21 protein-coding genes are annotated in these 21,899 nt (G+C 62.8%); 16 read left to right on the forward strand and 5 right to left on the reverse strand.

What is annotated here, in order from left to right:
* Positions 1-98 precede the first annotated feature (98 nt).
* Positions 99-2,054 carry an acetate--CoA ligase gene (gene acs / locus CAG11_RS18050; RefSeq protein WP_053137052.1) on the reverse strand — a complete coding sequence of 652 codons (1,956 nt, stop codon included), beginning with the start codon at positions 2,052-2,054 and terminating at the stop codon, positions 99-101.
* Positions 2,055-2,465: 411 nt separating this feature from the next.
* Between acs and CAG11_RS18055 the strand changes: the two genes are divergently transcribed.
* From CAG11_RS18055 to CAG11_RS18115, 13 genes are all read left to right on the forward strand, one after another.
* Positions 2,466-2,729, forward strand: a complete 264-nt coding sequence (locus CAG11_RS18055; RefSeq protein WP_083456990.1) for a DUF2790 domain-containing protein — start codon at positions 2,466-2,468, stop codon at positions 2,727-2,729.
* 738 nt (positions 2,730-3,467) lie between these two features.
* Positions 3,468-4,715, forward strand: a complete 1,248-nt coding sequence (locus tag CAG11_RS18060) for a ribonucleotide-diphosphate reductase subunit beta (protein WP_085597275.1) — start codon at positions 3,468-3,470, stop codon at positions 4,713-4,715.
* A 622-nt stretch (positions 4,716-5,337) separates the two neighbouring features.
* Positions 5,338-5,751, forward strand: coding sequence for a RidA family protein (locus tag CAG11_RS18065; RefSeq protein ID WP_085597276.1), 414 nt, complete (start codon positions 5,338-5,340; stop codon positions 5,749-5,751).
* Positions 5,748-6,920 (forward strand): MFS transporter, encoded by a 1,173-nt coding sequence (locus CAG11_RS18070; RefSeq protein ID WP_085597277.1) that lies wholly within the window; start codon positions 5,748-5,750, stop codon positions 6,918-6,920. The genes CAG11_RS18065 and CAG11_RS18070 overlap by 4 nt, the downstream gene beginning before the upstream one ends.
* A 111-nt stretch (positions 6,921-7,031) precedes the next feature.
* Positions 7,032-8,288, forward strand: coding sequence for a cation:proton antiporter (locus tag CAG11_RS18075; RefSeq protein ID WP_158091425.1), 1,257 nt, complete (start codon positions 7,032-7,034; stop codon positions 8,286-8,288).
* 24 nt (positions 8,289-8,312) lie between these two features.
* The gene (locus CAG11_RS18080; protein ID WP_022640338.1) at positions 8,313-8,588 is read left to right on the forward strand and encodes an acyl carrier protein; all 276 of its coding nucleotides are present in this window, start codon (positions 8,313-8,315) and stop codon (positions 8,586-8,588) included.
* Entirely contained in the window at positions 8,585-10,024 is a 1,440-nt protein-coding gene (locus CAG11_RS18085) for a class I adenylate-forming enzyme family protein (protein WP_085597279.1), read from the forward strand. Before CAG11_RS18080 ends, CAG11_RS18085 begins: the two co-directional genes overlap by 4 nt.
* A gap of 9 nt (positions 10,025-10,033) precedes the next feature.
* The gene (locus CAG11_RS18090; RefSeq protein ID WP_085597280.1) at positions 10,034-10,717 is read left to right on the forward strand and encodes a hypothetical protein; all 684 of its coding nucleotides are present in this window, start codon (positions 10,034-10,036) and stop codon (positions 10,715-10,717) included.
* A gap of 66 nt (positions 10,718-10,783) precedes the next feature.
* On the forward strand, positions 10,784-11,908 hold the full coding sequence (locus CAG11_RS18095; RefSeq protein WP_085597460.1) for a beta-ketoacyl-[acyl-carrier-protein] synthase family protein: 1,125 nt from the start codon (positions 10,784-10,786) through the stop codon (positions 11,906-11,908).
* Between the two features lie 19 nt (positions 11,909-11,927).
* Positions 11,928-12,419 (forward strand): hypothetical protein, encoded by a 492-nt coding sequence (locus tag CAG11_RS18100; protein ID WP_022640343.1) that lies wholly within the window; start codon positions 11,928-11,930, stop codon positions 12,417-12,419.
* Between the two features lie 36 nt (positions 12,420-12,455).
* Positions 12,456-14,147, forward strand: coding sequence for an NAD(P)/FAD-dependent oxidoreductase (locus CAG11_RS18105; protein WP_053137079.1), 1,692 nt, complete (start codon positions 12,456-12,458; stop codon positions 14,145-14,147).
* Between the two features lie 75 nt (positions 14,148-14,222).
* Positions 14,223-15,518 carry an aminotransferase class III-fold pyridoxal phosphate-dependent enzyme gene (locus CAG11_RS18110; protein WP_085597281.1) on the forward strand — a complete coding sequence of 432 codons (1,296 nt, stop codon included), beginning with the start codon at positions 14,223-14,225 and terminating at the stop codon, positions 15,516-15,518.
* Positions 15,519-15,531: 13 nt separating this feature from the next.
* On the forward strand, positions 15,532-16,032 hold the full coding sequence (locus tag CAG11_RS18115; protein WP_053137084.1) for a flavin reductase family protein: 501 nt from the start codon (positions 15,532-15,534) through the stop codon (positions 16,030-16,032).
* On the opposite strand, the gene CAG11_RS18120 is transcribed toward CAG11_RS18115, so the two are convergent.
* The 3 genes from CAG11_RS18120 to CAG11_RS18130 form a co-directional block, all read right to left on the reverse strand.
* Positions 16,008-16,664 (reverse strand): glutathione S-transferase family protein, encoded by a 657-nt coding sequence (locus CAG11_RS18120; RefSeq protein WP_085597282.1) that lies wholly within the window; start codon positions 16,662-16,664, stop codon positions 16,008-16,010. The two genes, CAG11_RS18115 and CAG11_RS18120, sit on opposite strands and share 25 nt — an antisense overlap.
* A gap of 78 nt (positions 16,665-16,742) precedes the next feature.
* Positions 16,743-17,351 (reverse strand): glutathione S-transferase, encoded by a 609-nt coding sequence (locus CAG11_RS18125; RefSeq protein ID WP_085597283.1) that lies wholly within the window; start codon positions 17,349-17,351, stop codon positions 16,743-16,745.
* 12 nt (positions 17,352-17,363) lie between these two features.
* Positions 17,364-17,711 (reverse strand): hypothetical protein, encoded by a 348-nt coding sequence (locus CAG11_RS18130; protein WP_143494622.1) that lies wholly within the window; start codon positions 17,709-17,711, stop codon positions 17,364-17,366.
* A 107-nt stretch (positions 17,712-17,818) separates the two neighbouring features.
* On the opposite strand from CAG11_RS18130, the gene CAG11_RS18135 reads away from it, so the two are divergent.
* The 3 genes from CAG11_RS18135 (at position 17,819) to CAG11_RS18145 (ending at position 20,610) form a co-directional block, all read left to right on the forward strand.
* Positions 17,819-18,730: a LysR substrate-binding domain-containing protein gene (locus CAG11_RS18135; RefSeq protein WP_022640351.1), complete on the forward strand. Its 912-nt coding sequence runs from the start codon at positions 17,819-17,821 to the stop codon at positions 18,728-18,730.
* Positions 18,731-18,733: 3 nt separating this feature from the next.
* The gene (locus CAG11_RS18140; protein ID WP_053137096.1) at positions 18,734-19,537 is read left to right on the forward strand and encodes an SDR family NAD(P)-dependent oxidoreductase; all 804 of its coding nucleotides are present in this window, start codon (positions 18,734-18,736) and stop codon (positions 19,535-19,537) included.
* 95 nt (positions 19,538-19,632) lie between these two features.
* Positions 19,633-20,610, forward strand: coding sequence for a hypothetical protein (locus tag CAG11_RS18145; protein WP_085597285.1), 978 nt, complete (start codon positions 19,633-19,635; stop codon positions 20,608-20,610).
* A 21-nt stretch (positions 20,611-20,631) separates the two neighbouring features.
* Here the strand turns inward: CAG11_RS18145 and CAG11_RS18150 are convergent, their stop codons facing one another.
* A complete protein-coding gene (locus CAG11_RS18150) occupies positions 20,632-21,789 on the reverse strand; it encodes a hypothetical protein (protein ID WP_085597286.1) in 1,158 nt (385 codons plus the stop codon).
* Positions 21,790-21,899 lie beyond the last annotated feature (110 nt).

The following is a 21,899-nucleotide window of genomic DNA, read 5'->3' on the forward strand; positions in this document are numbered from 1 at the left end:
CAAAGCGCCAGCACAGAGGGCTTCGCGGGGATTTATCCGACCCATGAAAAAGCCCCGCCCGGCATCGCCGGGCGGGGCTCATCGAACCAGCAAGCGCCTCAGGCGACGTTCATGGTCTTGTGGGTGTCGATCAAGTGCTGCACCACGCTCGGGTCGGCCAAAGTGGAGATATCGCCCAGGCCTTCGTATTCCGCCGTCGCGATCTTGCGCAGGATCCGCCGCATGATCTTGCCGGAACGGGTCTTGGGCAGGCCTGGCGCCCACTGGATGACATCCGGCGAGGCGATCGGGCCGATCTCCTTGCGCACCCAGTTCTTCAACTCGGCGCGCAGGGCTTCGCTCGGCTCCTCACCGCCATTGAGGGTCACATAGACGTAGATGCCTTGGCCCTTGATATCGTGAGGCACGCCAACCACCGCCGCCTCGGCGACTTTCGGGTGGGCGACCATCGCGCTCTCGATCTCGGCGGTGCCCATGCGGTGCCCGGAGACGTTGAGCACATCGTCCACGCGCCCGGTGATCCAGTAGTAGCCGTCCTCGTCGCGACGCGCACCGTCACCGGTGAAATACATGCCGCGGAAGGTCTTGAAGTAGGTATCGACGAACCGGTCATGGTCGCGGTACAGGGTCCGCGCCTGGCCCGGCCAGGAATCGAGGATCACCAGGTTGCCCTCGGCGGCGCCTTCGATGATGTTCCCCAGGTTGTCCACCAGGGCCGGCACCACGCCGAAGAATGGCCGCGCCGCGGAACCCGGCTTCAGCGCATGGGCGCCGGGCAGCGGGCTCATCAGGGTCGCGCCGGTCTCGGTCTGCCACCAGGTGTCGACGATCGGGCAACGGGACTGACCGACATTCTTGTAGTACCAGTCCCAGGCTTCCGGGTTGATCGGCTCGCCCACCGAACCCAGCAGGCGCAGGCTGCTGCCGTCGGCGCCTTCGCAAGCGGCGGTGCCCGAGGCCATCATGGCGCGGATCGCGGTCGGAGCGGTGTAGAGGATGTTGACCTTGTGCTTGTCGACGATCTTCGCCACCCGGGTCACGTCCGGATAGTTGGGCACGCCTTCGAACAGCACGGTGGTAGCGCCGTTGGCCAGCGGCCCGTAGACGATATAGGTGTGGCCGGTGACCCAGCCCACGTCGGCGGTGCACCAGTAGACTTCGCCCGGACGATAGTCGAAGACCCGCTCGTGGGTCAGCGACGCATACAGCAGGTAGCCACCAGTGGTGTGCTGTACACCCTTGGGCTTGCCGGTGGAACCGGAGGTATAGAGGATGAACAGGGCCTCTTCGGCACCCATTTCCTTCGGTGCGCAGACACTGCCGGCGACCTTCATCAGGTCCTCGTACCAGATGTCGCGATGCTGGTTCCACTTGATGTCGCCACCGGTGCGCTTGCACACGATGACCTTCTGGATGCTGTTGGTTTCCGGGTTGGTCAAGGCGTCGTCGACATTGGCCTTGAGCGAGATCTTCTTGCCGGCACGGATGCCTTCGTCGGCGGTGATCACCACTTTCGAACGGCAGTCGATGATGCGACCGGCCAGGGCCTCCGGCGAGAAGCCGCCGAATACCACCGAGTGGATCGCGCCGATACGGGTACAGGCCAGCATGGCCACCACCGCCTCGGGGATCATCGGCATATAGATAGTCACCACGTCGCCGCGGTGCACGTCCTGGCCACGCAGGGCGTTGGCGAACTTGCAGACTTCTTCATGCAGTTCGCGGTAGGTGATGTTGCGGCTCTCGGAAGGGTCGTCGCCCTCCCAGATGATCGCCACCTGATCGCCGCGCTCGGCAAGGTGACGGTCCAGGCAGTTGTAGGAGACGTTCAAGGTGCCATCGGCGAACCACTTGATATCGACATGATGATCGTCGAAGGAGGTCTGCTTCACCGTGGTAAAAGGCTTGATCCAGTCGAGACGCTTGCCCTGCTCGCGCCAGAAACCGTCCGGGTTCACGACCGACTGCTGGTACATGGCCTTGTAAGTCGCCTCGTCAGTCAGCGTCTTGGCCAGAACCTCGGGACGAACGGGATACACAGAAGCCGCACTCATCTTTCTTACCTCGGTGACATAGTTGTTTTTGTATGACCCCGTTGTAGCCGGGGGACGCCTATAGAACCATTCGACGATGGTAGTAACAACCCCCAGCGAAATGCCCCAGGATCTAGCGAAACCCTTCAAGAACAGGACCTGGAGGCATATCGAGGCAATCCGAAAATGTTCGCGCAGGTCTCTGGAAAGGGCTTTTTCGGCGATTGTTACAAAAACCGTCAAAAGTGTTTATCAAAAGTACGCCTATATGGCGCTCCGCCCCACGCCTAAAATCTGCCTCGCCCAACAGGCAAACTGATTAACCAAGTTGCAGCCCCCACGAAGGCAGTTAATCAAACTTCTACTCAAGTTCCACACGCAGCCCCAAAAAGGCTGCGTGACCCCACACGACCTTAGAAAGGTAAAACGCAAATGAAAGCTTTATTAGTTCTGGCCCTCAGCAGTCTGTGCGCTACAGCGATGGCTGATGAGATCCCGACTGATGCCGCCAGCCAGCAAGTAGCAGTAGAGGAATACACTTACTCCACGGACCTGGATATCGCCAAAGTTATTTCCATGAGCGAAGTTCCAGAAGTATGTGAAGTTGTACCGGCACGCATGGAATATGAAGATTCCAAAGGTCTGCGACATATTCTCCAATACCGCGTAATGGGTAACGGTTGCTCCAACGGCTGATAACCGCCCCGCCGCCCAGGCCTCGATGACCGCCGGCCGCAAGAAATCCCTCTTGCGGCAAAGATGCGCGGCACACTGGGGTTCCAGCACAGGCATCGTTGCACAACGTGCGACCACGACAATCGCATGCATCTTTTTCCGGAATGTACGTCACCGTCCGCCACACCGATGACACCTGCTCGAAAGTCGCTACCAATAACGCGGATTGATGGCGACTTGCCCTTACCCCGGAGATTCGCAAGGCGCTTCGACAGGACCAGGCACCAGCTTTTGAGTTGTGTCAAAACCCTGGAAATCGCCTTGGAAAACACAACATCTAGTAAATTTGGTTGTTTTTTGACCGAGTCATGGATTTTTTTGCCCGCCTGAAAAAAAAACTTCTCCAGCCAAAGCCCTGTAAACCCGCGCTCTGCCTCAAATCCCTCGCCTTCCTCGGCTCACCTGCGCCCATCGGTCGCCCCACGCCCCTGAAAATATCCTTATAATGCGTCCTCAAAACGGGCCTGCAACATTCCCTTACCGGATGAAAACGACCTGCTGGACCTCGCGCCGGAGCCGACACCCTCAGCCCTGCCCGACAGCAGCCTCAAGCACCCGCAGACGAATTTCTGTTTATTGCCTGCGTCACTGCTGCAACAAACGATTTCTTTGATTTAACGCGGCCAGTAGCGCCGTGTGAAAAGCCAACCCTTTTGTTTTCACACGGGCATCTGGCCCTCAAGCAGGAGACGACACGTCATGCTGAGCTGGGACGAATTCGATAAAGAAGAAAGCGAAGCCACGGCCAAGGGCACCAATGCCGGCCAGGCTTCCGACGCCACCATGGACCGCCTCGACAGCGCCGGTGGTGCCGCCGCCCTCGAAGCCCGCGCCGTGACCTCCGCCGACTCGGCCGCCGTGGTTCGCGCCAAGGCCGCCCTGGACGAGCTGGACATCGCCGAGGGCCTGGCCGAACTGGAAGGCTCCGCAGCTCGCGTCGCCGTTGACGAAAAGCGCATGATCAACTGCCGCGCCGACCTCAACCAGCTGGTGCCATTCAAATACGACTGGGCCTGGCAGAAGTACCTGGACGGCTGCGCCAACCACTGGATGCCGCAGGAGGTCAACATGACCGCCGACATCGCCCTGTGGAAGAGCGCCGAAGGCCTGACCGACGACGAGCGCCGCATCGTCATGCGCAACCTGGGCTTCTTCTCCACCGCCGACTCCCTGGTCGCCAACAACCTGGCCCTGGCCGTGTACCGCCTGATCACCAACCCCGAGTGCCGCCAGTACATCCTGCGCCAGGCCTTCGAGGAAGCGATCCACACCCACGCCTACCAGTACTGCATCGAGTCGCTGGGCATGGATGAAGGCGAGATCTTCAACATGTACCACGAGATCCCTTCGGTCGCGAAGAAAGCCGCCTGGGGCCTGCGCTATACCCGCTCGATCTCCGATCCGGAATTCGATACCGGCACCGTAGAGACCGACAAGGAATTGCTGCGCAACCTGATCGCCTACTACTGCGTACTGGAAGGCATCTTCTTCTACTGCGGCTTCACCCAGATCCTGTCCATGGGTCGCCGCAACAAGATGACCGGCGTCGCCGAGCAGTTCCAGTACATCCTGCGCGACGAATCCATGCACCTGAACTTCGGTATCGACGTGATCAACCAGATCAAGATCGAGAACCCGCACCTGTGGGATGCCGAGATGAAGGAAGAAGCTACCCAGATGATCCTGCAGGGCACCCAGCTGGAGATCGAATACGCTCGCGACACCATGCCGCGCGGCGTACTGGGGATGAACGCGGCAATGATGGAGGACTACCTCAAGTTCATCGCCAACCGTCGCCTGTCGCAGATCGGCCTGAAGGAAGAGTACCCGGGCACCACCAACCCGTTCCCGTGGATGAGCGAGATCATGGACCTGAAGAAAGAGAAGAACTTCTTCGAGACCCGCGTGATCGAGTACCAGACCGGTGGCGCGCTGAGCTGGGACTGAGTTCCACGTTCACCCAACCGGCCCCACGAAAAGCCCTGACCTGGTCAGGGCTTTTCGTGGGGCCGCTTCTTCTATATAGACAGTCCTCACAAGCAGTCCCGCCTCCCTCCCCTCAGCGACGGGCGCCCCTCGCCTCTGCCCTTCTCCCAAACCGTCGACAACAAGCCATGCCAGCCCAGTGGCCACTATCCATCAGTCGAACCTGCTGTACCCGTAACACCCCAGGCACTAGCCGCACCAAGACAGCCCAAGCAGACCCGGCAGTCACTTCCAAACTAGCTAGTTCAAAAAAACCTTGGAAAGACCCAGGCTAGTTCGAACATGTAACGCCATTGACAGAAAAAACAATGCAACTTGCAGCCCTTCTGCAACCCCGGCGTCATTTATCAGGGAGCACTTCTTTGGTGCGATGGATGCACCAATAACAAACATTTTCCAGGGAATTTAATAGCCACTTAACAACGAAAACGTCTGTTTAGATAAACTTACATAAATACATCTATCTCCTAAATAATCCGCAAGACACTTTAGAAAAAATGCATTTTTTTTCTTTTTTTTCACTAGACACCGGCTATTTTGCTCGCCTATATTCGGTCTGCCCTACAGCCAAGGAAGTGCTTAAATGAATGTTCGGCAATTGCATTCATCCAACTCGAAGTGGGAAACGATATTTGGCTTCTCACGTGCAATAGAAGTTGGCGATACATTGTATGTATCAAAAACCGGCCCCCTGGACGCCAATGGAGAAATAACCGCGACAGATGTTGCCGAACAGACACGCGTAGTTATCGAAAACATCTCGCGAGTTATCGAAAAAGCCAACTTCAAACTTGAAGACATCATACAAAGCCGGCTCTACCTGACCGAGATCGACAACTGGCAAGAGGCCGCCACCGTACATGGACAGTACTTCCATGCCATCCGGCCGGCCTTCACATTGCTTCACGTGCTGCCATTCCCCGAACGGAAAATGATCGTAGCCATGGAAGTCGTGGCCCGCCGCCAACAGCCTGCCGCCGTTTCGGAGTCGCCATGAACGCCTCGCCCCTCTTCACGCTCTTCGCCACCGTGGCCGCAGGAATGGCCATGGCCAGCAACTACCTGCTGCAACCGGTCCTGCCGGCGGTCGCCGCGACCCTGGGCATCGACCTGGCGAGCGCCGGCCTGATCGCCGCCAGCACCCAGATCGGCTACATGCTCGGCATCTTGCTGATCGTGCCGCTGGGGGATGTGCTCGACAAACGCAGCCAGATCACCTGGCAGTTCCTGATGCTGGGCGCGGCGATCTGCTTCGCTGCGCTCTGCAACTCTACTGTGCCGTTCTTCCTGGCCTGCATCGTCATCGGCAGCATGGCCACCAATGCCATCCAGCTCAATGCACTGGGCTTCCAGCTCAGCGAAAAAGGCAGCACGGTGGGCACCATCACCATGGGCATCAGCGCCGGCATCCTGTTGGCCAGATTCGTCGGCGGAGCGATCGCCCAGGCCTGGGGCTGGCAACACATGCTGATGTGTATCGGCGCAGCTATGTTGGTACTGGCGCTGGTGGGCCGGCTGGTGATGCCCGCATCCCCAGCCCGGGGTCGCGCCTCATACCGGCAGATACTGGGCAGCCTGCCCGGACTGCTGGGGCGCTATCCGCTGCTGCGCGAGTCGGTCATGGTGGGTGGGGCCTGGTTCTTCGTCTTCAGCCTGTTGTGGGTCGCGTTGATGCTGCACCTGCAGGCCGCGCCACTCAACCTCGACCCCACCACCACCGGGCTGTTCGGCCTGGCGGGCCTGGCCGGACTGCTGCTGGCCCGCTACGCCGGCGCCCTTGCGGACCGGATCGGCAGCCGCGCGGTGATCGCCCTGGGCCTGTCGCTGGTGCTGGCTGGCGTCGCGGTGCTCTACCTGTTCCCCTATTCCATGGTCGGCCTGGTGATCGGCGTCGTGCTCTTCGACCTGGGGTGCTTTGGCGCGCAAGTGGCAAACCAGACTCGTGCCCTTCGCCTTGAACCCACTTTGCGCAGCAGCCTGTTTGCCGTCTACATGTTCTGTTATTACGGCGCCGGAGCCCTGGGTTCATTGTCCGCCGGTTACATCTACCAACAATCGGGGTGGCGCGGCATATGTATAAGTGCATTCAGCGTCACCGCTATTGGACTGCTAATAACCTGGATAAATAACAAGAACACCGCACTCGATATACAAGCCGCCAAATAGAGCGGGCGTACTAACGCAACAACTTCCTACTACCTGGAACAACTTGACTTGCCAGACGCAAAGTCATGCGCCTGGCCGTGCCCGCGAACCGCACCAATGGAGATGACTGTCATGTTCACCATTCAACTACTGGCGATACTTCTCCTCAGCCAGTTGCTGGGCGGCCTGGCGCAACGCATAGGCCAATGCCGGGTAGTCGGGGAAATCACCGCCGGCATCTTGCTCGGTCCCACCTTCCTGCAACCGCTGCTGCAGTCCATGGGAGTGCAATCCTCGCTGTTCGCCGCCGAGCACATCGGCTGGATCGGCACGTTGGCCGAATTGGCCCTGGTGCTGCTGATGTTCGAAGTGGGCATGCACATCGCCCCGGACAACGGCCGGCACAGCCGCCAGGAAAACCAGGCGGCGCTGAAGATCGCCGCGGCCGGCCTGGTGTTGCCGTTCATCGCCGGCACCATCGTCGCCTGGTACGCCCATCCGGTACTGGCTCCCAGCTTCGACCAGTGGTCCTTCATCGTGTTCTGCGGCATTGCCCTGGCGGTGTCCGCCCTGCCGGTGATGATTCGCATCGTCGAGGACCTGGGGATCAGCGACCTGCCGGCGGTGGCCGTGACGCTGCGTGCCGCCGTGCTGACCGATATCGCCGGCTGGCTGGCCCTGGGGGCAGTGATCGTATTCTCCGCCTTTCACCACGACCTGAAGCTGGTGGCGCTGTTCGGTTTCTGCCTGTTGCTGGGGGTCGCCAGCTACGTCGCCCTGTCGCTGCAATGGGTCGAGCGAGTCCTGGCCAGGGCCAAAGCCGACGAATATCCACGCCACCTGCCCTGGGTGCTGTGCTACCTGCTGGCCAGCGCCTGGATCACCATGCACCTGCAACTGCACGCCGGGATCGGCGCCCTGCTGGCAGGCGCCATGATCAGCCGCGCACCGGGTTTCGCCAGCTACTGGGACCGGCAGATCGGCGGCTTCCTGAGGATCTTCCTGCTGCCGGTGTTCTTCGCCAGCGCCGGGCTCAAGACCTCCCTGAGCACCGCAGGCAATGCCCTGGAGCTCAAGTGGTTGCTGATCTTCCTGGTGGCGGCCTTCGTCAGCAAGTTCTTCGGTGCCTACCTGGGGGCCCGCCGCAGCGGCTTCTCCTACCAGGACTCGACCCTGACCGGCGCCCTGATGAACACCCGCGGCCTGATGGAATTGGTGGTGCTGTCCATCGGCCTGGAGCTGCAGCTGATTTCCCCCACCGTCTACAGCCTGCTGGTGACCGTGGCCCTGATCGTCACGGCCACCACCACGCCCCTGGTGCGTCGAGTGACGCAACGCGCCCCCCGAGCATTCGCCCGACCCGCCATCGCGGAAAAAAACTTCAACTGATGCACTGACCTTGTGGAGCTAGACATGACCCAGCTGAACGCCACTCTTGTAGCCAATAAGATCAAGGAAATCATTGCCGAGCGCCTGGACCTGGACATACCGGTTTCGGGAATCAACGAGGCCGCCGGCCTGGCATCGGAAGTCGGAGTCGATTCCATCGGCTTCATCGAACTCAAGTTCCAGTGCGAAGAGGAGTTCCAGATCCAGATCGCCGAAGAAGAATTCGTGCCCGAGCACTTCTTCAGTGTCCATACGCTGTCCAGCCTGGTCCTGGAAAAGTCCGGGGCGCTGCAAGCATGAACGGCCTGGTCAACTTCAGGCACAGGGAACACTACATTGCCCCTGGCCAATTGCTGAACGTCTCCACCACCGCCAGCGTGGGTACAGGAGCCGGGTTGCCGCAGCTGCACGAGGACTACCTGGCCTACTGGCAGGGGCAGTCGCTGCCGCTGGGCCAGGTGGTGCTGATCGCCCTGCCCAACGGGCCCGACCTGCTGGCCATGTTCGCCGCCGTGCTGAACAGCGGTTATGTCCCGGCGCTGATCGCCCCCAGCACCCCCGGCGAGCGGATCGCGCAGATGATCATCGACTTCGCCGCTGGCGCCCTGGTGCGTTCCAGCACCCAGGCCTCCACCTGGGCCGGCTATGGCCTCCAGCAGGCCGAAGACCTGGGGCGCTGGCAGGTCGGGCAAGTGAGCAACGCTCCACTGCCGGTCACCCTGCCCGGCCAGGTCGTCATCGCCACCTCGGGCACCTCGCGGGCCTTCAGCAGCGGTTGCGTGCACTGGTTCAGCTCGCTGCAGGCCAACGCCCTGCGCCACGCCCGCAGCATCGGCCTGACCCGGGCCGACCGGATCCTGGTCAACCTGCCGATGTACTACTCCACCGCCCTGGTCGCCCAGACCATCGCGGCCCTGGAGCTAGGCGCGCACCTGGTCATCAGCGGACCGCCGTTCCTGGTCCCCACCTACCTGGAAGACATCCGCGAACACCGCATCAGCGCCAGTTCGGTGACGCCAGTGCTGTTGCGCCAGATCAACGCCCAGCCACAACCCTTCGCCCGCTGCCTGCGCCTGCTCACCGTGGGTGGCGACCTGGCGGCACCCACGGAGGTGAGCCAGTGCCTGGAGACCAACCCCGGCCTCGAGCTCTACCTGACCTATGGCATCAGCGAAGCCGGGCCCCGGGTCTCGACCTGCGCGGCGCACCGGGTTGGCCCCCAGCGCCTGGCTTCGGTGGGACTGCCCCTGGATGGCACCCACGTCATGCTCCTGCGCTCGAGCCAGGACAGCAACGAGGGCGAACTGCTGGTGAGTTCGGACACCCTGCTGACCAGGAAGATCGGCCAGGACAACCAGAGTCCCTTCATCGAACTGCACGGCAAGCGCTGGCTGAGGACCGGCGACATCTTCAGCCAGGACCCCGATGGCTACCTGTACTTCAAGGGCCGCAACTCGGACTTCATCGTCATTCGCGATGAAAAAGTGAACCTGGGAGCGATCAAGCAACTGTGCAAGCGCGTGCCAGGGGTCCTCGCCTGCCGCACCGAAGTGATCAGCGAAGCCTCGATGCTCGCGGGCTTCCAGCTGGAACTGACAGTCGACCGGGAGGTGGTCCGGGAACACCAGGGCGACCACTTCAAGACCCGCCTGCTCAAGCAGCTCAAGCACTACGAACGACCCCTGGCGATCGCCCTGCTGCACCGCGACGCCCTGAGCATGACGAACCACAAGTAAGGAATCCTCATGAACAGCCACACCCAATCACTGGCCCGGCAGGTCGTCGCGCTGCACGGCCTGCGCTCGATCGAGGACATCATGGCCAAGGTGCCCTTGACCCTGTGCCATGTGCTGCAGGAATCGGATGTATTCCAGACCTACGCCCCCGAGATCGTCCGCCTGAAGTATCCGCAGGAGCAGTGGGCGCAGCACATCAAGCGCTATGAACACTACCGGGACCAGGTGATCGCCGCGCTGAGCGTGGACGATTACCTGCAAGCCATGCTCGACCCCGGTACCCGCCTGCCCTGCTTCTGTTCGCAGATGGCGGACGTGGCCGGCACCCTGCTGCATGTGATGACCGGCGAGCGCGTCTATGCCGTGCGCAACATCTTCGTCAACTACCTGTACCTGCCCCAGCGCTGGCACTGCATCAATGCCGTGGTCAGGGACCAGCGCATCCGCTACTTCGATGTCTCGGCCTACGCCCAGGTCCTGGACAAGCCCAAGCGCAAGCTGGTCCATCCGGCTGAACTGGAGGGCTTCAATGCCGCCGACATCGCCCCGCGCTTCATCCACAGCGAGCGCTGGCTGCAAAAGGACCCCTTCGTGCGCCAGATCGAACTCAAGGGCAACCACATCCAGGACAACTTCTATCCCTCGCCGGTGAGCGGCAAGCCGCTGGACGAGTTTCAACGAACCTTCAATTGACCACGGATGCCCGGCCCCCGTGCCGGCAACCCTTAACTCCTGCGCAATATGTATGAGGTGGCGATCATGGAAGTCAGATCAAATGTCGTCGTTGTTACAGGTCTTGGATGGAATACCGCATTGGGCGACGACGTGGAGGTCGTCATCGCCCGCCTGCTCGCCGGAGAGTCGGGGATACGGCCGCTACCCAGCGAACTGCGGCTCAAGAACGATAGTGCCGGGTACCTCGAGGATGTCGGCAACCCCGACCACAAGGCCCGCTTGATCGAGTTCACCAGCAAAGCAGTGGAAGCGGCGCTGCGCGATGCCCAGCTCGATGGCCAGACGCCCAATCCCCATGCACGGCTGATCATCGGCACGAGCCTGGGCTACCGCCTGGATAGTGGACAGTTCCACCAGGATCCGCTGTACCAGTGGGTCGACGACGTAGGGGCGCGGGTCGGCATGAACGCCCTGGCGCTGTCGACCGCTTGCTCGTCGGGCTCCGATGCCATCTTGCTGGGTGCGCACCTGATCCGCTCGGGACAGGCCGACTTGTGCGTCTGCGGCGGCGCCGACGTGCTGGGGGATGCCAAGCGGCTGGCCCACACCGTCCTGGGGACGCTCTCGGCGACCGGCCTGAAGTCCTTCGACCAAAGCCACGACGGCACCCTGCTGGGCGAAGGCGCGGGATTTGTCGTGCTGCAGCGTGAGGGCCTGGAAAAACACAAGCCCCATGCCTACCTGCTCGGCTGCGGCGCTGCCAACGATGCCGCCGGCCTGACCGCGCCGGATGAAACCGGGGCCGGCATCCGCCTGGCGCTGGATCGCGCCCTGGCCCAGGCCGACCTGAGCCGCAACCAGGTCGGGCTGATCAACGCCCACGGCTCGGGCACCTACACCAACGACCGGGTCGAGAGCGCCGCCTACAACGAGTACTTCGGCGACTACCACCCGCTGGTCTTCGCCACCAAGGGCGCCTTCGGCCACACCCTGGGGGCCACTGGCGCCATCGAGGCCATCGCCTTGATCAAGGCCCTGCAGACCCAGGCCGTCCCCCCGGTCCATGGCCTGCAGCAACCACTGCCAAACCTGGAGTTCGACCTGCCGCTGCAGCGGCCGTCCAGCACCCGCAGCCAGGTGGGCCTGAGCCTGACCATCGGCTTCGGCGGCTTCAACACGGCCCTGGTGTTCCAGCGCTTCGACCAATAAGGCTGCCCGAGAACCGAAGATGAAAACACTCGCGACCAGCAACACCCATTCACTGACTTACGCCGACCTCGACGAGAACTTGCGTCGTGGCCTCAAGAGCGCCGATCCCCTGGTCTTCAGCGTTCTGCAAAGTGTCGGCAACCTGCAACGCCAGCATGCCGGCGCCCTGGATGAACAGCGCGTGCATGTCGGCATGATCCAGTACGGCACGGCGTTCCCCAGCCAGTTGACCGGCAGGATCGTCGGCGATCTCCAGGCCCGCGGACGCGTATCCCCGGTGGACTTCATCAATGCCAACGCTGGCGCCCCGCTCTCCATCTGCTGTACCCGCTATGGCTTCCAGGGCCCGACCCTGGTGCTGACGATGCCCGATGCCGACGCCCGGCCCATCGCCGAGAGCCTGGCGCAGCAGTGGCTGCAAGATGGCCAGGCCAAGTTCCTGTTCCTGTGCCGCGCCGACTTCGCCCCCGATCGCGGAATCGAGGTCCAGACCCGACTCCTGTGCTTGTGATCCTTCCCTTCGCCCTCCACCTTGAGAAACCGAAAAATGCACAACCAGACTTTTGATGTTGCAATCATCGGCAGCGGCATCGCCGGCACCATGCTGGGCGCGATCCTGGCCAGCCAGGGCGTCAAGACCGTGATCATCGATGCGGGCACCCACCCGCGCTTCGCCGTCGGCGAGTCGATGGTGCCGGAAAGCGCCGTGCTGCTGAAAATCCTCGCCAAGCGCTACGGCATTCCCGAACTGGCCTACCCCGGCGAGCTGAACTCGCTGATCAAGCACGTCGGCTCCTCCAGCGCAGGCATCAAGCTGGCCTTCAGCTTTGCCTGGAACGGCAAGAACTGCGAACACAACCCGCTGGACGTGGTATCCACCCCGGTCATCGCCCCCGAGGCCCACCTGTTCCGCCAGGACGTCGACGCCTACTACCTGGCGCTGGCGGCGCGCCTGGGCGCCACCATCCGCCAGCAAGTGCGCATCCAGGACATCGAGGAGACGCCCGACGGCATGTTGCTGAACCTGGGCAACGAGCAGATCCAGGTCAGCTACGTGGTGGACGCCGCCGGCTATCGCTCACCGATCGCCGACAAGTTCGGGCTGCGCCAGGGCGCACGGGAGATGCAGGCGCGCACCCGCTCGCTGTTCACCCACATGACCGGGGTCAAGCTCTACGAAGAGGCAGTGGCCGGCACCGAGGTCACGGGGTCGCCGACCGCCCTGGCGCAAAGCACCCTGCACCACATGTTCGAAGGCGGCTGGCTGTGGATCATTCCCTTCGACAATCACCCGCACTCGACCAACACCCTTTGCAGCATCGGCCTGCAAGTGGACATCGACAAACACGGGCCGGCCGGCGATCCGGAGCAAGAGTTCCAGCGTTTTCTCGCCGAGCACCCCACGGTGGCACGGCATTTCGAAGGCGCCGCACGGGTACGCGAATGGACCGTGGCCCCGCGCCTGAACTACACCAGCCGCGAAAGCGTGGGCAATCGCTACTGCCTGCTGGGGCATGCGGTGGGCTTCGTCGATCCGCTGTTTTCCCGTGGCCTGGTCAACACCTTCGAGTCGATCGCCCGCGTGGCGCCGGCGCTCATCGATGCGGTCAGGAGCAACACCTGGGACAAGCAAGACTTCCTCGCCTACCAGGACTACAGCCTGGAAGTGGTCAGGATCAACGATCGCCTGGTGGCCAACTCCTTCACCGCCTTCGACAGCTTCGCACTGTGGAACGCCTGGTTCCGGGTCTGGATCAGCGGCAGCTACATCGGCGTGTTGCGCCTGCGCAAGATCTACGCCGACTACCTGGCCGATGGCGATGCCGCCAAGCTGCGCCAGGCCTTCGAGAACGCCACCTACGCCGGGCACCTGTCCATCGAGAGTCCTGCCTTCGAAGCGCTGTTCGAGCAAGCCTGCGCGGCGATGGAAAGCTATGCCGCCGGCAACCAGAGCGAAGCCCGCACCATCGAAGTGCTGCAACAGTTGTTCGAGGCTAACCGCGAGCACCTGCCGATCGACTTCGCCGACTTCTCCAATCGCTTCCTGTCCCGCGCCAGCCAGCCCTTCGCCGACTCGCTGCTGCTGTGGGCACACAACGCCCCTGGCGGTATCAAGCCGCTGTTCGACCGGGGCGCGACGCCGGTGAAATTCGACTTCCTGGACAGCTATCGCTACGGCAACCGCGAAGAGCTGAACCAGGCCGCCGACCAGGCGCTGGCCCAGTGGCGCCAACGCTGATCCATCCCTGGAGCCACCCGGCACATGCATCCAGCCTGTGCCGGGGCGGCTTGGCCCAACCACCGGAGAACACCCATGCAGAGTGAGTTCCCGTCCTTGGACGCCCGGCGCCAGTGCGCCGTGGCTCGTGGAATCAACCAACTCCACCCGGTCTACGTGAAAAGCGCGCGCAACGCCCAGCTCACCGATGCCAACGGCAAGCACTACATCGATTTCGCCGGCGGCATCGCCGCCCTCAACACCGGACACCTGCATCCACGGGTGGTCGAGGCAGTCCAGGCCCAGCTCGGGCTGTTCGCCCACACCTGTTTCGCGGTCACGCCCTATGAGGACTACATCAGCGTCTGCGAACGCATCAATCGCCACATGCCCGGTGCGTTCGACAAGCGCAGCCTGTTGCTGACCACCGGCGCGGAAGCCGTGGAAAGCGCCATCAAGGTGGCGCGGGCCGCCACCGGGCGCACCGGCGTCATCGCCTTCACCGGGGCCTTCCATGGCCGTACGTTCCTGACCATGGCCATGACCGCCAAGGTTGCGCCATACAGCACGGCCATGGGCTTGATGCCGGGCCACGTCTATCGCGCCTTGTTTCCCGATGGCGTCGAAGTCGACACCCAACAGGCGCTGGCCAGCCTGGAACGGATCTTCTACTGCGATGCGGCGCCCACCGATATCGCCGCGATCATCATCGAGCCGGTACAGGGCGAAGGCGGTTTCCATGTGGCCCCGCCAGCCTTCATGGCGGCCTTGCGGGCTCTGTGCGACAAACACGGCATCCTGCTGATCGCCGACGAGGTGCAATGCGGCGCAGGGCGCACCGGGACTTTCTTCGCCATGGAACAGATGGGCGTCGATGCCGACCTGATCGTGTTCGGCAAGTCGGTGGCCGGCGGCCTGCCGCTGTCGGGCGTGGTCGGCCGCGCCGAGCTGATGGACAGCATCGGTCCGGGGGGCCTGGGTGGCACCTATGCCGGCAACCCCCTGGCCTGCGCCGCCGCCCTGGCGGTGCTGGAGGTGATCGAGCAGGAGCGCTTGCTGGAGCAGGCGGTCACCCTGGGCAACACCTTGACCCGAGCGCTGGAGGAAGTCACCAGCGGCCTGGGCGTCAGTTGCCGGATCCGCGGGCTCGGGGCCATGGTCGCCCTGGAACTGTTCGACGATGCCCGGCAGAGCATGCCCGCCACCGACCTGACCCGGCTGCTGGTCAGGCTGGCGCAGCAGCGGGGTCTGCTGTTGCTGGCTTGTGGTCCACGCAACAACGTCATTCGCTTCCTGATGCCATTGACCATCGACACCCAGACTCTGGCCGACGGTTTGTCGATCCTGGGCCAGTGCCTGGAGGCCATCAAGAGCGTTTCATCATTCGTCTGAGAAGGAAGCCGCGATGAACAGCATTGCTACGGACAAGCGCGCCCTGCGCAACGCCTATGGACAGTTCGCCACGGGCATCTGCGTCGTCACCACCCTGGATCCCCAGGGCCAGCCCACCGGCCTCACGGTCAACAGCTTCAACTCCGTCTCCCTGGAGCCGGCGCTGGTGCTGTGGAGCCTGCGCAAGGAGTCCTGGAGCGCACAGGCCTTCGAGGCCGCCGATGGCTTCGCGATCAATGTGCTCGCAGAGGGCCAGAGGGAGGTCAGCGATCGCTTCGCCAAGCCGCTGCCCGACAAGTTCCACAGCGTCGGTTTTGCCCTGGGCAAGCACAACATGCCGCTGATCCATGGGGCCATCGCCCAGTTCGAATGCCTGAAGCATCGCCAGCTGGACGGCGGCGACCATTGGATCTTCCTCGGCGAGGTACTGCACTTCAGCCATGCCCAGGGCGACCCGCTGATCTTCCACGGCGGGCGCTACGCCACCGCTCAGCCTGCCGCCACACCCGCCTGAAGTTGCGCCGGGGGTGGCGCTACCGGCGCCGCCCCCTTGGCATAGGCCGCCCGCACCTCGGTGCGGGTGGCCATGCGTTGCAGGTAGCCGGCCAGGTTGGGCAGCGCCTGGATATCCACCTGCAACTGGCCGTGGATGCGCAGCCAGGGATAGATGGCCATGTCGGCGATCGAGTAGTCGTGGGCAATGAAATCGCGCCCGGCCAGGGTCTTTTCCACGGTCTGGAACAGATGCACGGTCTGCTCCCGGTAGCGCGCCCGCGCGTACTGGTTGCCTTCGGCCTCCTGGTGGATGAAGTGATATTGCTGCCCGGCCATCGGCCCGAGGCTACTGACCTGCCAGGCCAGCCAGTGCAGCACCTCGTAGCGCGGGGCCCCGTTGGCCGGCAGGAAGCGGCCATGGGTTTCTGCCAGGTACTGCAGGATGGCGCCGGACTCCGGCAGCGTCAGCTGCTGCTGGTGATCGACCAGCAATGGAATCTTGCGGTGGGGGGTCAAGCGGGCGAACTCCCCGCGGTGCTGTTCACCCAGCGCCAGGTCGATTCGATGGATCCGGTAAGGCACGCCGAGCGCCTCGAGCATGATCAGGATCTTGTGCCCGTTGGCCGTCGGCGCGAAATAGAGTGAGTACATGGCAATGGCTCGCAACAGCCAGGCGCTGGCGGGAGGGGAGTCGGCGCGGTCGGGCCAGGCCCGGACCGCGCCCAGGGGTCAGGCGATCGGATAGCGCTTGAACAGCTCGGTCTGTTCCAGGCGCGCGGCATGGGCCTTGAGCGCCGGGAAGTCATCGGCCTTGACCACGTCGGGCAGCATCAGCTGCATGAACGACCAGGCCACGGCACTGGTGACGGCGGCCTGGTCCGGCCGTTCGCCTGATACTGGATGGGCCGCCAGTTGCTTGTCCAGTTCGCCACAGGCCGCCAGCAATTGCCGGGTCACCCGTTCGACCCAGGGCTGGTGGAGTTTTTCCGCCGGGCGAAGATTGTGCTCATAGACGATCTGCACGGTTTTCTCGCAGGCCGCCAAGGCCAGCCCCAGGGTACGCAGGGCCTGGGCCAGCGCCTGGGGTTGCGCTGGCAGCAACTTGCTGGCGGGAGCGCTCAGGGTCTCGAAATAATCGATGATCAGTGTCGAATCCAGCAGTACGGAACCGTCGTCGAGCACCAGGGTCGGCGCCTTGACCACCGGGTTGATCCGGGAAAACGCCTCGAAGGTGCTGAACACCGACAGCGGTTCATGTTCGAACTTGATCCCCAGCAGGTCCAGGGAAATGGCCACCCGGCGAACATAGGGTGAATCCAGCATGCCAATGAGTTTCATCCATCACTCTCCTTAGTTGATATCGATTTCCAGCGCCGCCGTGCGACGCTTGAACAACTGGGCCAGGCGCCAGGAGCGCGGCTGCGGGGAACACTGCTCGGCTGGCGCCAGTTGCAGGACTCCTTCACCGTCGATCAGGGCCAGCCCGGCGGACAATTTCACCCGTTCACCGGGGCCGATCGAGAAGTCGACGCCGTCGGTGCTGATCCAGTGCTTGCCACTGACCGCCCGGGTGTAGATGTCGTGGGCAAAACGTACCGAGAGCAGTTGCGCCCTGGCCAATGAAACTTGCAGGCCCTGGTGCTCAGCGCCATCGGGGCTGCCCGTGATCGTTTGCCGCTCCCTGTGTGCTGAGTCCATGGCATCCATCCTCTTGCCGGTCGAAGACTTTACTAACCCTTACACTAGTGACAACCTCCACACTTATATATCGATATTTTTTACCATAACGCGTAAGAATAAATTACATGTCGAGCATTCCCCCGATCACCTGCCTGCGTAGCTTCGAGGCGGTTGCCAGGCTCGGTAGCGTCACCGCCGCCGCCAAGGAACTGCATGTCACCCATTCGGCCATCAGCCAGCAGATCAAGGTGCTGGAGGAGATGATAGGCGTCACCTTGTTCGTGCGTGAGGGACGTGGCCTGCGGGTCAGCGAGGATGGCCGGCTGTATGCCCTGCAGATCCGCGAATCACTGAGTGGAATCGCCGAAGCCACGCGGCTGATCAAGACCCAGCCCAAATCCACGGAGCTGGTGGTGGCCGTCCTCCCCTCGTTCGGTTTCAGCTGGCTGTTGCCGCGCTTGCCGCGCTTCCAGCAATCGCAGCCGCACATCAGCATCCGCCTGCAGGCGAGCCTGGCGGTGTCGAACCTGACCCGGGAATCGGTCGATGTCGGCATCCGCATGGGCAAGGGTGACTGGGACGGGCTGGAGCAGCACCTGCTGTTTCATGACGAGACGCTGGTGGTCGCCGCTCCGCACTTCAACGGCGGCGTGCTGCCACAGACCCCAGAGGAAATCATCAGCAGCAACATCATCTTCAACATGGAGTCCTGGCAGCCCTGGTGCCAGGCCGCCGGGCTGGACCTCGACGTGCCGCGCATCGGCCTGTGCAGCAACGACTCCAACCTGGTGCTGCAAGCCGTGCGCCTGGGCCAGGGCATCGCCCTGGAACGCCGCAGCCTGGTGGACGATGCGATCAAGCGTGGAGAACTGGTGCAGTTGTCCCCGATCACCGCCCCCTACCCTTATCCCTACTGGCTGGTGCTGCCCAACCGGGAACGCTCGGAGGTCAAGCAACGGGTGTTTTCCAACTGGCTGGCCAACGAAGTCGACGAATACCTGAACCAGCTGGCACACGGCAAACAACCAACGGAGTGAGCGATGGACCTGCATCTGCATGGCAAGCGCGTGATCATCACTGGCGGCAGCAAGGGCATAGGGCTGGCCTGCGCCAGGGCTTTCGCCGCAGAGGGTGCCCAGGTGGCGATCGTTTCCCGCGATCCGGCCAACCTCGAGGCGGCCCGGGCCGAATTCGCCCAGCGTGGCTGGCCGCTGCTCGCGCATGCCCGGGACTTGGCATCCAGCGCTGGTTGCGAGCAGGCCATGGCGAGCCTTGAAGAGCAGTTCGGTGCACTGGATATCCTGGTCAACTGCGCGGGGGCGGCCAAAAAATACCCGCTCCAGACCCTGGAGCCTGCCAATTTCCACGAAGCCCTGCACGCCAAGTTCACGCCCTACCTGAACATGCAGCACCAGGCCCTGCGCTCCTTCGCCCGCCAACGCGCCGCCGGCGCGCAAGAGGACAAGGCCATCGTCAATATCATCGGCATCGGCGGTCGCCACGTGATGGCCAACCACCTGGCCGGCGGCCTGGCCAACGCCGCACTGCTGTTCCTCAATGCCGGCCTGGCCAACGCCCATGCGGCCAGCGGCATACGCATCAACGCCATCAACCCCGGCCTGACCCTGACCAGCCGCACCGAGCAGACCCTGGCCTTCGAGGCCGAGCATGGCCAGTCGAGCGTCCAGGCGGTGCTCAAGGCCAAGGAGGCCGCGCTGCCCATCGGCCGGCTGGCGCAGCCTGAGGAAATCGCCGATGTCGCGCTGTTCCTGGCCAGCCCCCGGGCCAGCTACGTGACCGGCGCGGTCATCGACATGGATGGCGGGCTGCACCCTTCCCTTTAGCCACCGCTGGTTTGCCAGAGGTACGCAAAGAACAGGTGCAGGTCCTTGTCACTACCGCTATAAAGTCCCCTTTCCCGCCCAAGGATCCAGGCTCCATGAAATTCGCCACCGCCTACTGCATCGGCCTCGACGACAAGCTGTCGATCTATGACGTGCGGGACCTGAATTTCGACGAAACCATGGACTTCGATTCAGCAAGGGAAAGCTTCCAGTGCCCCAACGACGAATGCCGCCTGGCGTTCGAATCCGGCAACCAGCTGGGCACCTTCAACGCCAAGAACCTCAACTACATCCGTACCCCGCACTTCAAGAACCTGCCCGGCACCCGCCATATAGCAGGTTGTCCCTACGGCGCCGGCAAGACGGCCGCCGATGGGGAAGGCGCGGCAAGCGCCCAGGACCGCGAGGAACACTTCCCCTCGGAACTGCTGCTGGTGCGGCGCGAGTACCTGCGCAAACCTGCCACCTCGGCCATCGCGCCGGCCCCTTCAGTGGCCGCCCCGCCAACCGCTTCCGGCAAGACCGCCCAGCCCCCCGCCGAGCATGACAACGTTCCGGACAAGACCAGCGTCTTCGCCCATCCGGTGGAGTGCTTCGTGTCGAACATCGACGACAAGGACCTGCTCAAGCGCATGCCGTTGAAGATCGGCGAACACACCGCGTCCTATGCCGCGTTCTTCAAGAAGATCGAGTACCTGCAAGACAACAAGGGCTTGATCTACTGGGGCAAGATCAAGCAGATCAGGGACTACACCCAGAGCTTTCGCATCGATTTCGCCCAGAAGGTCTGGTTCAAGGAAGACGGCCAGACCAGCAAGAAGCCCTATTCGGTCAACGTCTACCTGAGCAAGAAGCTGGTGGACAACTACCGCAAGCGCAAGGCCTTCCTCGAGGAGATCAAGCTCGCCATCGACAGCCAGCGTGAGCTGTATTGCTTCTTCTATGGTGTGACGCCCACCTTCAAGCAGGTACCGAGCAAGAAAAACCCCGAAGCGAGCTTCGGGGTTTTCAGCGCCGATATCGAGAACCTGGACCACTTGGTGATCCGCGAGGCTCCGGGGCTGGAGACCTAGTGACCGGCCAGCCAGCGGCCATCAGCGCTTGGGCAGGTCCAGGGCCACGGCGCCGGGGTGCTTGCTGACCACCGAGTAGGGCAGCACGGCCCATTCCGGCCCATCGCAGGCCCGTTCCGCACGGGGGAAATAGGCGCTGATGAACAGCCCCTTGGGGGTGAAGTACCAACTGTTGTCGCCCCATACGCTGGCATCGCTGTAGTTGCAGCCATCGCCCTCGGTGGCCGGCTCGCGCATTTCACGCGGGTGCAGGGCGGTGAACTGCTTGACCAGCCAAGGCCCCAGCTGCTGGGTGTTGTAGTCATGCAGGGCACTGTATTGGGATGGCTTGGGCGGCTGGCCTTTACCGAGCCACAACACATCCGTCAGGGCCAGGTCACGGCCACTGCCCACATCGATGTTCAAGGGCGAGTCGCCAAAATCCGGATGGGCGCCGCCACAGGTGTAGCTGGTGGCGATGCTGGCGCTGAGCACGGCCGAGTTGAAGAACCGCGGCTTGACGGTCTGCATGAACTCGCCACCCTGGCCGGCCTCCAGCAAGCACTCGTGGTAAGCCGTCACCTCGCTCCACAGGCGCTCCATCAGCAACTGGTTGAGCCGCTCCTGGCGCTCCTGCGGATAACCGGCAACCACCTTGAACATCGCCAGTTTCGACGATGGTTCGCTCCACCATTGCAGGGTGTAGCCCATGAACTCCTGCTGCTTGCCTTGCTTGAGCGTCAGGCCCTGCAGGCGCAGGTACGCGTACAAGTCTTCCCGGTACAACTGCACGAGGTAGGGCAGCGCGTCCGGCTTGGGCGCGGCGGCGCTGGCCGGTGCCAAGCGGACCTCCAGGGTCTTGCCCTTGGTTCCCAGCCACTGGCCCTGCCAGCCGTCGGCGGTGCCCTGCAACTGGAAAGCGGCCTGGGGCGGCGCGTCCTTGGCATAGTCTTCGCGACCTTCGCGCAGCTGCAATGACTGCCCGTCCAGCGTGCCCTCCAGGGCCAGGTCATGGTGGTACTTCTGGTAGAAATAACGCCCCGTGACCTTCTGTGGGTCGCTGGTGTCGATCTCCATCACGATCGGCATGTTGCCCAGGGTCCCGACCAGGATTTGGCGGGTAGACGAAGCCTGCGCGGCCGATCCCAGGATCGACAACAACAGGACAAGGAACAGTCGGCGCATCAGTCCGTTGAACATGGAGGTTCCCTTGTATTGGTCACCGGGAACCTTCCGCGAAAGGACCCGGCCGGGTTAGACGGTAGGCGATTATGAACCGCGCCCCCAATACAATCGAGCCATCGAGCGTG

The sequence above is a fragment of the Pseudomonas sp. B6(2017) genome (genome assembly GCF_002112765.1).
GTDB lineage: Bacteria > Pseudomonadota > Gammaproteobacteria > Pseudomonadales > Pseudomonadaceae > Aquipseudomonas > Aquipseudomonas piscis.

Bases quoted from the DNA above. Each gene is read 5' to 3' on its own strand.
- acs (WP_053137052.1), bottom strand. From the start codon at position 2,054: ATGAGTGCGGCTTCTGTGTATCCCGTTCGTCCCGAGGTTCTGGCCAAG.
- CAG11_RS18055 (WP_083456990.1), top strand. From the start codon at position 2,466: ATGAAAGCTTTATTAGTTCTGGCCCTCAGCAGTCTGTGCGCTACAGCG.
- CAG11_RS18060 (WP_085597275.1), top strand. From the start codon at position 3,468: ATGCTGAGCTGGGACGAATTCGATAAAGAAGAAAGCGAAGCCACGGCC.
- CAG11_RS18065 (WP_085597276.1), top strand. From the start codon at position 5,338: ATGAATGTTCGGCAATTGCATTCATCCAACTCGAAGTGGGAAACGATA.
- CAG11_RS18070 (WP_085597277.1), top strand. From the start codon at position 5,748: ATGAACGCCTCGCCCCTCTTCACGCTCTTCGCCACCGTGGCCGCAGGA.
- CAG11_RS18075 (WP_158091425.1), top strand. From the start codon at position 7,032: ATGTTCACCATTCAACTACTGGCGATACTTCTCCTCAGCCAGTTGCTG.
- CAG11_RS18080 (WP_022640338.1), top strand. From the start codon at position 8,313: ATGACCCAGCTGAACGCCACTCTTGTAGCCAATAAGATCAAGGAAATC.
- CAG11_RS18085 (WP_085597279.1), top strand. From the start codon at position 8,585: ATGAACGGCCTGGTCAACTTCAGGCACAGGGAACACTACATTGCCCCT.
- CAG11_RS18090 (WP_085597280.1), top strand. From the start codon at position 10,034: ATGAACAGCCACACCCAATCACTGGCCCGGCAGGTCGTCGCGCTGCAC.
- CAG11_RS18095 (WP_085597460.1), top strand. From the start codon at position 10,784: ATGGAAGTCAGATCAAATGTCGTCGTTGTTACAGGTCTTGGATGGAAT.
- CAG11_RS18100 (WP_022640343.1), top strand. From the start codon at position 11,928: ATGAAAACACTCGCGACCAGCAACACCCATTCACTGACTTACGCCGAC.
- CAG11_RS18105 (WP_053137079.1), top strand. From the start codon at position 12,456: ATGCACAACCAGACTTTTGATGTTGCAATCATCGGCAGCGGCATCGCC.
- CAG11_RS18110 (WP_085597281.1), top strand. From the start codon at position 14,223: ATGCAGAGTGAGTTCCCGTCCTTGGACGCCCGGCGCCAGTGCGCCGTG.
- CAG11_RS18115 (WP_053137084.1), top strand. From the start codon at position 15,532: ATGAACAGCATTGCTACGGACAAGCGCGCCCTGCGCAACGCCTATGGA.
- CAG11_RS18120 (WP_085597282.1), bottom strand. From the start codon at position 16,664: ATGTACTCACTCTATTTCGCGCCGACGGCCAACGGGCACAAGATCCTG.
- CAG11_RS18125 (WP_085597283.1), bottom strand. From the start codon at position 17,351: ATGAAACTCATTGGCATGCTGGATTCACCCTATGTTCGCCGGGTGGCC.
- CAG11_RS18130 (WP_143494622.1), bottom strand. From the start codon at position 17,711: ATGGACTCAGCACACAGGGAGCGGCAAACGATCACGGGCAGCCCCGAT.
- CAG11_RS18135 (WP_022640351.1), top strand. From the start codon at position 17,819: ATGTCGAGCATTCCCCCGATCACCTGCCTGCGTAGCTTCGAGGCGGTT.
- CAG11_RS18140 (WP_053137096.1), top strand. From the start codon at position 18,734: ATGGACCTGCATCTGCATGGCAAGCGCGTGATCATCACTGGCGGCAGC.
- CAG11_RS18145 (WP_085597285.1), top strand. From the start codon at position 19,633: ATGAAATTCGCCACCGCCTACTGCATCGGCCTCGACGACAAGCTGTCG.
- CAG11_RS18150 (WP_085597286.1), bottom strand. From the start codon at position 21,789: ATGTTCAACGGACTGATGCGCCGACTGTTCCTTGTCCTGTTGTTGTCG.